This window comes from Citrobacter sp. MGH 55, from assembly GCF_016906145.1.
GTDB classification, from domain to species: domain Bacteria; phylum Pseudomonadota; class Gammaproteobacteria; order Enterobacterales; family Enterobacteriaceae; genus Citrobacter_A; species Citrobacter_A amalonaticus.
Map to the genome: position 1 here is coordinate 3,629,400 of NZ_CP070239.1, position 13,882 is coordinate 3,643,281.

A 13,882-nucleotide genomic window follows, 5' to 3' on the forward strand; every position below is an offset into this window, starting at 1 on the left:
CAATAAATATCTCCAGGGGCGTGGCCCCCTGGCTTTCGCGATATTTTATTTATCTGTACTTTAACAAGGAATAAAAATGAAAACCTTACTGTCCTCTTCAGCGCTGCTGATATGCGCTGGGATGGCCTGCGCGCAGGCTGCCGATAATAAAGACTGGCATTTTAATATTGGTGCCATGTACGAAATTGAAAACGTTGAAGGTTACGGCGAAGATATGGACGGACTTGCTGAACCGTCTGTCTATTTTAATGCCTCGAACGGTCCGTGGAGAATATCCCTGGCCTATTATCAGGAAGGCCCGGTTGACTATAGTGCTGGCAAACGCGGTACCTGGTTTGATCGCCCGGAACTGGAAGTTCACTATCAGATCCTGGAAAGTGATGATTTCAGTTTTGGTTTGACGGGTGGCTTTCGTAACTACGGCTATCACTATGTGAATGAAGCGGGCAAAGACACCGCAAATATGCAGCGCTGGAAAGTGGCGCCGGACTGGAATGTGAAGCTCACGGATGATTTGCGCTTTAGCGGATGGCTGGCGATGTATCAATTCGTCAACGATCTGAGTACCACCGGCTATTCAGACAGTCGTATCGAAAGCGAAACGGGCCTGAATTATTCCTTTAATGAAACGGTGGGACTGACGGTAAATTACTATCTGGAGCGCGGTTTCAACCTTGCTGAACATCGTAATAATGGCGAGTTTTCTACTCAGGAAATTCGCGCCTATTTACCGATTTCGCTGGGCAATACCACGCTGACACCCTATACCCGTATAGGTCTGGATCGGTGGTCAAACTGGGACTGGCGAGACGATCCGGAGCGTGAAGGTCATGACTTCAACCGTCTCGGATTACAGTATGCCTATGATTTCCAGAATGGTCTGTCGATGACGCTGGAATACGCCTATGAGTGGGAAGATCACGATGAAGGTGACAGTGACCGGTTCCATTATGCGGGCATAGGCGTTAACTACGCCTTCTGATAGCCCTGGCTGCCCGTCAATTACGGGCAGCCATTCGCTCAGGCCAGAGATGCGGTCAGAGAGATACGGGTTTCGACGGTGATGGAGCGAGCGTCAGTTTTCCCGGCAATATGCTTAAACAACAGATCGCAGCTTTGCTCGCCGAGTTCACGTGTCGGGACGTCAATGCCGCCGGGCGGAGGGGTGAGAATAAAAGAGAGCATTTCGTTGCTGTAACCGACGACCGCCAGCTGCTGCGGAATGGCAATTTTTCTCTCCGACGCTGCGCGATATAAACTGAGGATCTTAATGCTGTCGGTGGCAAAAACAGCATCCGGTAAGGGGTGCTGGTTTAATAATGCTCTCGCCGCTTCCAGCGCACTTTCGTGCGTATAGCCACCATCAATAATCCAGCGTTTATTCTCTGCCAGTTGATGCGTCGCCAGACTGCGCTTATAGCCATTTACGCGATCAACAGAAACATGGTATTCCAGCGGCGCATGCAAACAGGCAATATTCTGATGGCCGCTGTCAATCAGGGCATCAGTCAGTGCAATACTGTCACGATAATTATCGGTATCGACCGAGTAAACGTGAGTGTATTGACCTTCTACCTTACCGATGACCACCACTGGAATATCATATTTATCCAGACGCTCGAAAAAAGTCTCATCTGCGGGCGAACTAAGCATGATAATGCCTTTGATCATCTTCTGCTTAATTTTGCTCTCGCACTTTTGCAGATCGTCTTCAGTACTACGTGACGTTTGTAGGATCACGTCGAAACCTTCCTCCTCTGCTTTTGCGGTAATGGCGTGCAAAACTTCAGAGAAGAAGGGGTTACCAGCAGTTGTTTTGGTCGAGCGTGTTGAAATCACCATGATGGCGTCAAACCCGGATGAGGTCAGGGCGCGGGCCAGTTTATTCGGCTGATACTGCAGTTCATCAATAGCGCGCTGCACTTTTTCCAGCGCTTCCGGTGAGATATTGGTTTGCTTGTTTAATACGCGCGAGACCGTCGACTTCGACACACCCGCCACGCGAGCAATATCATAAATAGTGGGGGTCATACTCCTGCAACTCCATCGGAGAGTTAATACTATACATCTTAGGGAGTTAGTCTGCGGTTGACAACACAGCGTGGTGGATTGTGCCGTGTAGCAATGAACTTCATGAATCAGCATTTCTGTGGCAGCCCGAACCTGGCGCGGCAGATTGATTGCAGACCATTGCATGAAGTTATCGGGTTTGATAAAACCTGATATCCCATCCTTTAATAATGCGACGCTCATGATGCAAAGCCACTCTTTCCTGGTCCCTTTTCAGGGCGAAACGCTTTACGCTGAAAGTACGTTTGGCCGCAATGGACATGTCCTGATGCTACACGGCGGCGGGAAAGACAGAACCATTTTCCACAAGTATCGCGTTATGTTGGATGAGTCAGGTTTTGGAACGACGATATTCGATTTTTTAGGTCATGGAGAAACCGGCGGCGACATTCGCGATTCCTCGTTGTTGAGCCGCACCCAACAGGCAACGGCGGTGATGGATTATCAGGGGCAGATTTTTACCGGTTGTGTGGGCGTCAGCATGGGGGCGTACAATGCGCTTCAACTCAGTAAAATGGTTCCGCTGCGCTCGCTGATTCTGATGGTGCCAGGTGTCTATGCAACGCCTGCGTATCCGGTTAAATTTGGCCCCGATTTTTCGGCCATCATACGCCAGGATCGCAGTTGGGACGCGACGGATGCGTGGGCCATCGCCGCTGAATTTACCGGTGATTTGTTGGTTATCGCTGCCGAAAATGACACCATCATCCCTGCCGATATACCGAAAAAACTGGTCTCGTCGGCAGCGCTGGCCTGCCAAAAGACACTACTCACGATCGATGGGGCGGGTCATAACTCGATCTGGGAGCAGTTGATGCGTTCAAGAGCATGCTATGAAAGTGTTCGCTCGGCTTTTGAACGCTGCTTAGCTCATTAGCATACTTTTATTTCAGCCTGTCCTGTTTTCCCTTAACGGGGTCAGTCGGGTGAACATCCCACTCGACACAACCCGATTGAAAATCAACGACCTGCCCCTATATTAGAGGGATGCGTTATACTTTTTTTTGGTCTTCAGGCATAACGGGATGGCGATGAAGAGACTCACCAATGAACTCAATGCGCTGGTTAATCGCGGTGTAGACCGGCATTTGCGCCTCGCGGTCACGGGGCTGAGCCGGAGCGGAAAAACCGCATTTATCACGGCGATGGTTAACCAGTTGCTCAATATTCATGCCGGGGCGCGACTGCCTTTGCTCAGCGCGGTGCGTGAAGAGCGCCTGCTCGGGGTGAAACGCGTTCCGCAGCGCGATTTTGGCATTCCTCGCTTTACCTACGATGAAGGGCTGGCCCAGCTGTATGGCGATCCGCCGACGTGGCCGACGCCCACCCGTGGGGTCAGCGAAATTCGCCTGGCGCTGCGCTATAAATCCAATGATTCCCTGTTGCGTCACTTCAAAGAGACGTCGACGCTGTACCTGGAAATTGTCGATTATCCCGGCGAATGGCTGCTCGACCTGCCGATGCTGGCGCAGGATTATCTGAGCTGGTCGCGGCAGATGACCGGGTTGCTCACCGGGCAGCGGGCGGAATGGTCGGTGAAATGGCGACAGCTGACGCAAGGGCTGGATCCGCTGGCACCCGCCGATGAGAACCGCCTGGCCGACATTGCGGCAGCGTGGACGGAATACCTGCATCAGTGTAAACAGCAGGGGCTTCACTTTATCCAGCCGGGCCGATTTGTCCTGCCCGGCGATATGGCGGGTGCACCGGCGCTGCAATTCTTCCCCTGGCCGGATGTGGAGGCGTGGGGGGAATCCAGACTGGCTCAGGCGGATAAACACACCAACGCCGGGATGCTGCGTGAGCGTTTTAACTACTACTGTGAAAAAGTGGTGAAAGGGTTTTATAAGAACCATTTTCTGCGCTTCGATCGTCAGATTGTGCTGGTGGATTGCCTGCAACCGCTCAACAGCGGGCCGCAGGCGTTCAACGACATGCGTCTTGCCTTAACCCAACTGATGCAAAGTTTCCATTACGGTCAGCGTACGCTGTTCCGTCGGCTGTTTTCACCGGTGATCGACAAACTGCTGTTTGCTGCCACCAAAGCGGATCATGTGACGATCGATCAGCACGCCAATATGGTGTCGCTGCTGCAACAGTTGATTCAGGATGCCTGGCAGAACGCCGCGTTTGAAGGAATCAGCATGGATTGTCTGGGGTTGGCCTCCGTTCAGGCTACCACCAGCGGACTGATTGACGTTAACGGCGAGAAGATCCCGGCGCTGCGCGGAAATCGCTTAAGCGATGGCTCGCCGCTGACGGTCTACCCCGGTGAAGTGCCGGCACGTTTGCCGGGACAGGCGTTCTGGGACCGCCAGGGATTTCAGTTTGAAGCGTTTCGACCGCAGAAAATGGACGTCGATAAGCCGCTGCCGCACATTCGCCTGGATGCCGCGCTGGAGTTTTTAATAGGAGATAAATTGCGATGAGCGAACCGATAAAACCGCGGATTGATTTCGCCGGTCCGCTTGACGTCGAGCAGAGCCCGGCTTTTAAAGCGCAACAAACGTTTAGCGAGACGCAAGCTCAGTCCTTTGCCCCGGCCACCGTTGATGAACCGCCGGAAGAAGAGGGACAAGCCGAAGCGGTGATTGACGCAGCGCTACGCCCGAAGCGCAGTCTGTGGCGCAAGATGGTGATGGGCGGCCTGGCGCTGTTCGGCGTAAGCGTGGTGGGACAAGGTGTTCAGTGGACAATGAACGCCTGGCAAACCCAGGACTGGGTGGCGCTCGGCGGTTGCGCGGCCGGGGCGCTGATTATTGGGGCGGGAGTCGGATCGGTGGCAACCGAATGGCGACGTCTGTGGCGTTTGCGTCAGCGTGCTCACGAGCGCGATGAAGCGCGTGACCTGCTGCACAGCCACGGTGCCGGCAAAGGACGGGCCTTCTGTGAGAAACTGGCGCAGCAGGCCGGAATCGACCAGTCGCACCCGGCGTTGCAGCGCTGGTATGCCTCGATTCACGAAACGCAGAACGATCGCGAAGTGGTCAGTCTTTACGCCCATCTGGTTCAGCCGGTGCTGGATGCCCAGGCGCGGCGAGAAATCAGCCGTTCGGCGGCGGAGTCGACGCTGATGATCGCAGTCAGTCCGCTGGCGCTGGTGGATATGGCATTTATTGCCTGGCGCAATTTACGACTAATTAACCGCATCGCCACGCTGTACGGGATAGAGCTGGGCTATTACAGCCGTTTGCGTCTGTTCCGACTGGTGTTGCTCAACATCGCTTTTGCCGGAGCCAGCGAACTGGTGCGGGAAGTGGGGATGGACTGGATGTCGCAGGATCTCGCGGCGCGCCTGTCGACCCGAGCCGCGCAGGGGATCGGCGCGGGGTTGTTAACCGCACGACTGGGGATCAAAGCGATGGAGCTTTGCCGCCCGTTGCCGTGGCTGGACGATGACAAACCGCGCCTGGGTGATTTCCGGCGTCAATTGATCGGGCAGCTCAAAGAGACGTTGCAGAAAAACGGATCCCCGCGAGAAAAGTAATCTAATCACAGGCGTTGACCGCGTAACTTTACGCCGAAACGCCTGTTTTTCCGTCATGCTGTCAATATTTGTTGACAGAATCCTTCCTGGTTCCCCATTCCTGGCTTATCATCATATCTATAGCTCATTATTCAGTTGAAGGTTCCCCCATGCGTCTGGAAGTCTTTTGTGAAGACCGACTTGGTCTGACTCGCGAATTACTTGATTTACTGGTGCTACGCAGCATCGATTTGCGCGGTATCGAGATTGACCCCATCGGGCGAATCTACCTTAACTTTGCTGAACTGGAGTTCACTAACTTCAGCAGTTTGATGGCGGAAATTCGCCGCATTGCAGGCGTCACCGATGTACGCACTGTGCCATGGATGCCGTCAGAGCGGGAGCACCTCGCGCTCAGCGCGCTGCTTGAGGCGCTGCCTGAACCTGTTCTGTCGCTGGATCTGAAAAGCAAGATTGAGATGGCGAACCCGGCAAGCTGCCAGCTGTTTGCGCTTAACCCGGAGCGGATGCGCAACCATACCGCTGCACAACTGATCAACGGTTTTAACTTCCAGCGCTGGCTGGAAGGCAATCCGCAGGCGTCCCATAACGAACATGTGGTGATCAACGGGCAGAATTTCCTGATGGAAATCACGCCGGTTTATCTGCAAGGGGAAACTGACGAAACCATGCTCACCGGTGCGGTGGTCATGCTGCGTTCAACACTCCGGATGGGACGTCAGTTGCAGAATCTGGCAACCCAGGATGTCAGCGCTTTTAGCCAAATCATCGCCGTCAGCGGCAAAATGAAGCATGTTGTCGAACAGGCGCGCAAACTGGCGATGCTGAGTGCGCCGCTGTTGATTACCGGCGATACCGGCACCGGTAAAGATCTGTTTGCGTATGCCTGTCACCAGTCCAGCCCGCGCGCGGGCAAACCGTATCTGGCGCTCAACTGCGCGTCGATCCCTGAAGATGCGGTGGAAAGCGAACTGTTTGGTCATGCGCCAGAAGGCAAAAAAGGCTTCTTCGAGCAGGCAAACGGCGGTTCGGTGCTGCTTGATGAGATTGGTGAAATGTCGCCGCGCATGCAGACCAAGCTACTGCGGTTCCTCAATGACGGTACGTTTCGTCGGGTTGGGGAAGATCATGAGGTACATGTCGATGTGCGCGTGATCTGTGCGACGCAAAAGAATCTCGTTGAACTGGTGCAGAAAGGGCTGTTTCGCGAAGATCTCTATTATCGCCTTAACGTGCTGACGCTGAATCTGCCGCCGCTGCGCGATTGTCCGCAGGACATCATGCCGCTGACTGAACTGTTTGTGGCGCGTTTCGCCGATGAGCAGGGCGTGCCGCGTCCTAAACTGGCTGCCGATCTCAGTACGGTATTGACCCGTTACGGCTGGCCCGGCAACGTGCGTCAACTGAAAAACGCCATCTACCGGGCGCTGACGCAGCTTGAAGGTTACGAGCTGCGGCCGCAGGATATTTTGCTGCCTGACTACGATGCGACGACGGTTGCGGTAGGTGAAGATGCGATGGAGGGGTCGCTGGATGATATCACCAGCCGTTTTGAGCGCTCAGTGTTAACCCAGCTTTACCGCAGTTATCCCAGTACCCGCAAGCTGGCGAAACGCCTGGGGGTTTCCCATACCGCGATTGCGAATAAGCTGCGTGAATATGGCCTGAATCAGAAGAAGGGCGAAGAGTAAAAAAATGCCTCCGAAATGGAGGCATTTTTGTATGACGGGGACCTTACGCTTTCAGGACTTCCAGCGCAGCGGCATAGTCAGGTTCGTTGGTAATTTCATTCACCAGTTGGCTGAAGATGACGTTGTCATTTTCATCCAGAACGACGACCGCACGCGCGGCCAGACCTTTCAGCGGGCCTTCGGTGATTTCAACGCCGTAGTTTTTCAGGAATTCAGCGTTACGCAGCGTGGACAGCGTGATAACGTTGCTCAGACCTTCAGCGCCGCAGAAGCGGGACTGGGCAAACGGCAGATCGGCAGAAACACACAGCACCACGGTATTGTCGATTTCGGTGGCCAGTTGGTTAAACTTACGTACCGATGCCGCGCAAACGCCGGTATCGATGCTCGGGAAAATGTTCAGGACTTTGCGTTTGCCAGCAAACTGGCTCAGTGCGACGTCAGACAGATCTTTTGCCACGAGGGTAAAAGGCTGCGCTTTGCTACCCGCTTGAGGAATGGAGTTGGCGACTGCAACCGGGTTGCCCTGGAAATGAACGGTTTGTGACATGGTTATCTTCCTGTTTACATATAGTTAACGTCACAGCTAGTTTATGCCAACAGCCGATAACACGGCAAACGCTATTTCGGTGAAGCGCACAAACCACCACGTCATTGCTTAAGGAGAAAAAATGCGTTCTGTGAAGGTATACGAGGAAGCCTGGCCGTTACATACCCCTTTTGTGATTGCCCGTGGCAGCCGCAGTGAGGCGCGTGTCGTGGTGGTTGAACTGGAAGAAGAGGGTGTGAAAGGGATTGGTGAGTGCACGCCCTATCCGCGTTACGGGGAAAGCGATGCCTCCGTAATGGCACAGATCATGAGCATTGTCCCGCAACTGGAAAAGGGGTTGACCCGGGAAGCGCTGCAAAAACTGCTCCCGGCAGGTGCGGCACGCAACGCGGTTGACTGTGCGCTGTGGGATCTCCAGGCACGCCAGCAGCAACAAACGCTGACGGAAACCCTTAACGTGGCGCTGCCGACGACAATTGCCACCGCACAGACCGTCGTGATTGGTACCCCGGAACAAATGGCGGCCAGCGCAGCGGCGCTGTGGGAAGCCGGAGCCCGGCTGCTGAAGGTGAAACTGGACGATCGGATGATCAGCGAACGTATGGTGGCGATTCGGTCGGCAGTACCGGAGGCGACCTTAATTGTCGATGCCAATGAGTCCTGGCGGGCGGAAGGGCTGGCGGCGCGCTGCCTGCTGTTAGCTGATTTGGGTGTCGCGATGCTGGAACAACCGCTTCCGGCACAGGATGATGCTGCGCTGGAAAATTTTATCCATCCGCTGCCGATCTGCGCCGATGAGAGCTGTCATACCCGTAGCAGCCTGAAAGCGCTGCATGGGCGTTATGAAATGGTCAATATCAAGCTGGACAAAACCGGCGGACTGACCGAGGCGCTGGCGCTGGCTACCGATGCCCGCGAACAAGGATTTGCCCTGATGCTGGGCTGCATGCTTTGCACGTCACGGGCCATTTCTGCCGCATTACCGCTGACGCCGCAGGTCAGCTTTGCCGATCTTGATGGTCCTACCTGGCTTGCGGTCGATGTGGAGCCCGCATTGCACTTTACGACCGGACAACTGCATCTTTAGGATGCCAGCGCAGAAGCGTGGACATCGCCTGGAGATATTTCTCGCTGGCCTCATCTGATGAGATCGGCGGGAATTCCGCTGTGATGCAGTGTAAATTCAGATCCGCACACCAACTGCCGAAAGAGCCGGGCGTTTCGTAACCAACGCTTGTCACCAGCGGTAGTTCGAACGCCTGCGCCAGCCATTCACTGAGCTCGCTGCTTTTGGGATCTTCAATACAGGCCAGTGGGTCATGGAAAGAGACCACCCACGCGGGGTGAATGCGGTGAATGAGCTGACATAACGCCTGAGTTTCCGGTTCCGAACCCGGATGATCTCCCGTCAACAGCACCACGTCACGCGTTTCCGCAGCGCTGTTCCAGCGATAAACCGTCTCGCCGGCTTTCCAGTTAGCTGACGGAAAATTGCGATTAAGGTCGACGCCGTTAGCGTTCGCACGCAAACCGAGCTGACAGCCGTCCGGGTTCACTGCGAGGATCACATGGTGGCGGCGCAGTGAAGGCGTCAGCGTGCGCAGTGCGCAGGAGAGCGTGACCACCGATGCATTTTCGTCACCATGCGTTCCCGCGATAATCAAGCCACTGTCACGACTGGCGACGGCTGCCGGAAACCAGATCAGCGGTGCACCCAACAGTGAACGACCATAATGTTCAGTTCCTGGCGGGAAGGCGCCGCGTTCGGCGCGAGGGCGGGTAACGGTCATAAGCGTCTCTGAATTCAGGGATTATTACTCGCAGTGTTGTGCAAATTGGGTCGATAATCAAATCGTTTTCGCATGGACGGATTTTTAGTCGTAATATCAATTTTCTGCAGGAAGATGTTTGCATTTCCTTCAGGCGAAACAAATAATTACGCCATCGTGAATAAGCCGGATTGAGGGGACTCTATGAAGCACGCTGTTTCAGTAACCTGTTGTGCGCTGTTGGTTAGCAGCATTTCTCTGTCATATGCTGCGGATGTTCCCAGCGGAACGGTACTGGCAGAGAAGCAGGAGCTGGTTCGCCATATAAAAGATGAACCGGCGACGCTTGATCCGGCAAAAGCGGTTGGCCTGCCGGAAATTCAGGTTATTCGCGATCTGTTTGAAGGACTGGTGAACCAGAACGAGAAGGGTGAAATCGTACCTGGCGTCGCCACGCAATGGAAAAGCAACGACAATCGCATCTGGACGTTTACGCTGCGGGATAATGCGCGTTGGTCAGATGGTACGCCGGTGACCGCCCAGGATTTTGTCTATAGCTGGCAACGCCTGGTGGATCCGAAAACGTTGTCCCCCTTTGCCTGGTTTGCCGCGCTGGCAGGGGTCAATAACGCCCAGGCGATCATTGATGGCAAAGTGACGCCCGATAAGCTCGGTGTGACCGCCATTGATGCCCGCACCCTGAGAGTGCAACTGGATAAGCCGCTGCCGTGGTTCGCCAATCTCACTGCCAGTTTTGCGTTCTATCCGGTGCAAAAAGCCAACGTGGCAAGCGGTAAAGACTGGACCAAACCGGGCAACCTGGTGGGGAATGGCGCCTACGTGTTGCAGGATCGCGTGGTGAATGAAAAGCTGGTGGTGGTGCCGAATACGCAGTACTGGGATAACGGAAAAACGGTGCTGCAAAAAGTGACTTTCCTGCCGATTAATCAGGAGTCATCGGCCACTAAACGTTACCTGGCGGGTGATATTGATATCACCGAATCATTCCCGAAAAATATGTACCAGAAGCTGTTAAAGGACATTACAGGGCAGGTTTATACGCCACCGCAGTTGGGAACCTATTACTACGCCTTTAACACACAAAAAGGGCCAACGGCGGATTCCCGCGTGCGTCTGGCGCTGAGCATGACCATTGACCGTCGCATTATGGCGGAGAAAGTGTTGGGAACCGGGGAAAAACCGGCCTGGCACTTTACGCCGGACGTCACTGCCGGTTTTACGCCTGAACCGTCTCCGTTCGAACAGATGAGCCAGGAAGAGCTGAATGCCCAGGCGAAAACGCTGTTGCGTGCGGCGGGATACGGTCCGCAGAAACCGCTTAACCTGACGCTGTTATACAACACCTCTGAGAACCACCAGAAAATTGCCATCGCGGTGGCTTCGATGTGGAAGAAAAACTTAGGTGTGGATGTGAAGCTGCAAAACCAGGAGTGGAAAACTTACATCGACAGCCGTAATACCGGGAACTTCGATGTGATTCGTGCTTCCTGGGTGGGGGATTACAACGAGCCTTCGACCTTCCTGTCGCTGCTGACGTCGACGCACTCAGGCAATATTTCGCGTTTTAACAACCCGGCGTATGACAAAATCATCACTCAGGCGACGATGGAAAACACGGATAAAGCGCGTAATGCGGACTACAATGCGGCGGAAAAAATCCTCATGGAGCAGGCACCCATTGCGCCAATTTATCAGTATACCAACGGGCGCTTAATCAAACCGTGGCTGAAAGGGTATCCGATCATGAACCCGGAAGATGTGGCCTACAGCCGGACCATGTATATCATCAAGCACTAACCCTCCGTCAGCGGGCGCGGAAACGCGCCTGCCGTTCACACCGTATAAATGCGGATATCATGTTCGCGAAACGCCTCGCAATACGCCTTGCTGATATTCGCTTCAACTACCATGACATCGATCTCACTGCTCTGGGCGACGACATAACGCGCCACCGCCGGGATCTTGTCCGCCGTCAGCGCGACTATGGTCTCATTACACTGTCGGATCACTGCGCGTTTGAATTCACAATCGGCGTAATCAAACCCGGTCAGACCGGATTCCGGCGCCATCGCACAGCCGCCGATAAACCCCTGGTCGAATAACATCCCCTTAACCTGCGCAATCGCCGAAGCGCCGACGCAACCACCAGAAGAGCGCTGCAGCTGACCGCCGAGCATGATGACGTCATACAGGGGCTTTTTTAACAGTACGGCAGCGATTTCCGGCGAGTTGGTCACCACGGTCAGAGACAGTTCTGCCGGAAGCGCCTCCGCCATCGCCAGGTTGGTCGTACCGGTGTCGATAAAAATACAGCTACCGGATTTGACCAGTCGTGCACATTTTTGCGCGATGCTGCTCTTTTGGTCGGGCTTCTTCGTTTTGCGAATGGAATAGTCACCCGCTTCCGGCAGCATCATGACCGCGCCGCCATACACCTTCTTGCAGATGCCTTCCTTGCTGAGTTCATGGAGATCGCGGCGAATTGTGTGCTCCGAGACGTTCAGCCGGGAGGCGAGGTCACTGCATACCACGCGCCCATTCTCCTGCAGGATCTGCTGAATCAGGGCTTGTCGTTGTTCCGGGAAAGCTGCATAATCGAGCATAATAAATCCTGAAAACCATATCATCGAGCAATATAGAGCATGATCGGGCAAAACGGTCAGTGCTGTCAACATTCTGACGGGTTGAAACGAGGTGAAACATGAAAATCGCACATATGGCGTTATGGACCACAGAACTGGAAGCGCAGGCGCGCTTCTGGACCGGTTTTTTTGGCGGGACGCTTAATGAGAAATACATCAGCAAGAACAACCCCGGATTTGAGTCTTATTTTGTGCGCATCGGTGATGATATTGCGATTGAACTGATGACGAAACCCGCCCTGCGAGCCCTGCGCCCGGATAACCAGACGACCGGGTGGGTGCATCTGGCAATCGCGGTTGGCAGTGCTAAAAAAGTGGATGCGCTGGCAAAAAAAGCACGGGCGCTGGGGATCCTGGTTTCACCACCGCGCACGACCGGGGACGGTTATTATGAAGCGGTCATCAAAGACCCGGACGGGAATTTCATCGAAATTGTTGAATGAACAGAAAATAACGCATTGTCTGAGTAAGGAGCCTCAGATAAATATGTCCTGAGGCTATCACGAGTCGGGCAGGAGCGTCTTACATTAACCCTGACTGCTATTATTGAGATAGAGTGTCTGGCTCGGGAAGGCGAAATCAGCGCCATGGCTCTGCACGATATCAATAATGTTAAGATAAACCTGTTGTTGAACCGCTAACCACTCTTCCCAGACCGTTGTTCGGGTAAAACAATACACCATAATATTTAATGAAGAGTCACCAAAGCCGTTAAAATAGACCAGCAGCGTTTGTTGCTGATCGATATCGGCATGGGTTTGTAGCATTTGTCGAATAGCATTGACGATCGTGCCCACTTTGCTGGCATCTTCGTAACGTAACCCGACAACCGTGTTGATTCGACGGTTACTCATCCGACCGGGATTCTCTACGCTAATCGAGGAAAATACAGAGTTTGGAACGTATAACGGACGGTGATCAAAGGTGGTGATTTTGGTCATCCGCCAGCCAATTTCCGCCACGGTGCCTTCGATATTGCGATCCGGGGAACGTACCCAGTCGCCGATACTGAAGGGGCGATCGAAATAAAGCATAATGCCGGAAAAGAAGTTACTCAGGATATCTTTCCCTGCCATGCCCACGGCGATGCCGCCGATGCCGCCAAAGGTGAGTAACCCCGACAGGCTCATGCCGAAGTGTTCACCATAAAGCAAAATAATGACGACAATGAGGGTGATTTTGATAATCCGCGATAAAATTCGCGCGCTGGTGACGTCTCGCCCTTTTTTAATTTGCGATTTTTCAAACTGATTAATCACCAGAAACAATTTAATAGTCAGAATCAGGGCGATCAACGACGTACAGACAAAGTCGATAATACTGGATGAAACCGCGCTGATATTATAGTAGCTAATAATGGTATTAGCGATTCGTCCTAATGTACCGATAATCAGCGCATAAATAAGAAACTGAGCCGTATGGAAGACAAACCCTTTCTTGCGTTTATGTGCATGACGAAAGAAAACATTCATCAGAATCAAGCTAAAGACGCTACTCAAAATAACCGTCAGATTGAAGATGTTTTTTACGAACAGCTCTGCAAACATATTTATCCCCGGCTTTCCGCTGCCACTGACATGACAAAAAATAAACTACAATTCGATAATGGTACTCAGGATAAACATTCAAGTCATCAATAAAAAGGGGGAATA

Annotated in this window: 13 protein-coding genes; 8 read left to right on the forward strand and 5 right to left on the reverse strand. The window is 53.5% G+C overall.

Annotation, left to right across the window (positions count from 1 at the left end):
• Window positions 1-76: 76 nt before the first annotated feature.
• Window positions 77-982 carry an OmpG family monomeric porin gene (locus JTI98_RS14840; RefSeq protein ID WP_216081434.1) on the forward strand — a complete coding sequence of 302 codons (906 nt, stop codon included), beginning with the start codon at window positions 77-79 and terminating at the stop codon, window positions 980-982.
• 38 nt (window positions 983-1,020) lie between these two features.
• Here JTI98_RS14840 and JTI98_RS14845 read toward each other — a convergent pair whose 3' ends face one another.
• Complete coding sequence (locus tag JTI98_RS14845) at window positions 1,021-2,031, reverse strand: LacI family DNA-binding transcriptional regulator (RefSeq protein ID WP_043000568.1); 1,011 nt, start codon at window positions 2,029-2,031, stop codon at window positions 1,021-1,023.
• 220 nt (window positions 2,032-2,251) lie between these two features.
• Here JTI98_RS14845 and JTI98_RS14850 point away from each other — a divergent pair, with 220 nt between their 5' ends.
• The 4 genes from JTI98_RS14850 to tyrR all read left to right on the forward strand — a co-directional run bounded on the left by JTI98_RS14850 (window position 2,252) and on the right by tyrR (window position 7,248).
• Entirely contained in the window at window positions 2,252-2,947 is a 696-nt protein-coding gene (locus JTI98_RS14850) for an alpha/beta fold hydrolase (protein WP_165589446.1), read from the forward strand.
• A 154-nt stretch (window positions 2,948-3,101) separates the two neighbouring features.
• Window positions 3,102-4,499 (forward strand): YcjX family protein, encoded by a 1,398-nt coding sequence (locus tag JTI98_RS14855; RefSeq protein WP_216081435.1) that lies wholly within the window; start codon window positions 3,102-3,104, stop codon window positions 4,497-4,499.
• Complete coding sequence (locus JTI98_RS14860) at window positions 4,496-5,557, forward strand: YcjF family protein (RefSeq protein ID WP_216081436.1); 1,062 nt, start codon at window positions 4,496-4,498, stop codon at window positions 5,555-5,557. The genes JTI98_RS14855 and JTI98_RS14860 overlap by 4 nt, the downstream gene beginning before the upstream one ends.
• A 149-nt stretch (window positions 5,558-5,706) precedes the next feature.
• A complete protein-coding gene (tyrR, locus tag JTI98_RS14865; protein ID WP_216081437.1) occupies window positions 5,707-7,248 on the forward strand; it encodes a transcriptional regulator TyrR in 1,542 nt (513 codons plus the stop codon).
• Between the two features lie 43 nt (window positions 7,249-7,291).
• Here tyrR and tpx read toward each other — a convergent pair whose 3' ends face one another.
• Window positions 7,292-7,798, reverse strand: a complete 507-nt coding sequence (gene tpx / locus JTI98_RS14870) for a thiol peroxidase (protein ID WP_043000571.1) — start codon at window positions 7,796-7,798, stop codon at window positions 7,292-7,294.
• Window positions 7,799-7,919: 121 nt separating this feature from the next.
• Between tpx and ycjG the strand changes: the two genes are divergently transcribed.
• Window positions 7,920-8,885 carry an L-Ala-D/L-Glu epimerase gene (gene ycjG / locus JTI98_RS14875; protein WP_216081438.1) on the forward strand — a complete coding sequence of 322 codons (966 nt, stop codon included), beginning with the start codon at window positions 7,920-7,922 and terminating at the stop codon, window positions 8,883-8,885.
• On the opposite strand, the gene mpaA is transcribed toward ycjG, so the two are convergent.
• Window positions 8,860-9,588: a murein tripeptide amidase MpaA gene (gene mpaA / locus JTI98_RS14880; protein WP_216081439.1), complete on the reverse strand. Its 729-nt coding sequence runs from the start codon at window positions 9,586-9,588 to the stop codon at window positions 8,860-8,862. The two genes, ycjG and mpaA, sit on opposite strands and share 26 nt — an antisense overlap.
• A 183-nt stretch (window positions 9,589-9,771) precedes the next feature.
• Here mpaA and JTI98_RS14885 point away from each other — a divergent pair, with 183 nt between their 5' ends.
• Complete coding sequence (locus JTI98_RS14885; protein ID WP_216081440.1) at window positions 9,772-11,385, forward strand: ABC transporter substrate-binding protein; 1,614 nt, start codon at window positions 9,772-9,774, stop codon at window positions 11,383-11,385.
• A gap of 35 nt (window positions 11,386-11,420) precedes the next feature.
• Here JTI98_RS14885 and JTI98_RS14890 read toward each other — a convergent pair whose 3' ends face one another.
• Complete coding sequence (locus JTI98_RS14890) at window positions 11,421-12,191, reverse strand: DeoR/GlpR family DNA-binding transcription regulator (protein ID WP_216081441.1); 771 nt, start codon at window positions 12,189-12,191, stop codon at window positions 11,421-11,423.
• A 98-nt stretch (window positions 12,192-12,289) separates the two neighbouring features.
• Here JTI98_RS14890 and JTI98_RS14895 point away from each other — a divergent pair, with 98 nt between their 5' ends.
• Window positions 12,290-12,673: a VOC family protein gene (locus JTI98_RS14895; protein WP_043000576.1), complete on the forward strand. Its 384-nt coding sequence runs from the start codon at window positions 12,290-12,292 to the stop codon at window positions 12,671-12,673.
• 84 nt (window positions 12,674-12,757) lie between these two features.
• On the opposite strand, the gene JTI98_RS14900 is transcribed toward JTI98_RS14895, so the two are convergent.
• Entirely contained in the window at window positions 12,758-13,777 is a 1,020-nt protein-coding gene (locus JTI98_RS14900; RefSeq protein WP_104446491.1) for a mechanosensitive ion channel family protein, read from the reverse strand.
• Window positions 13,778-13,882: the final 105 nt, after the last annotated feature.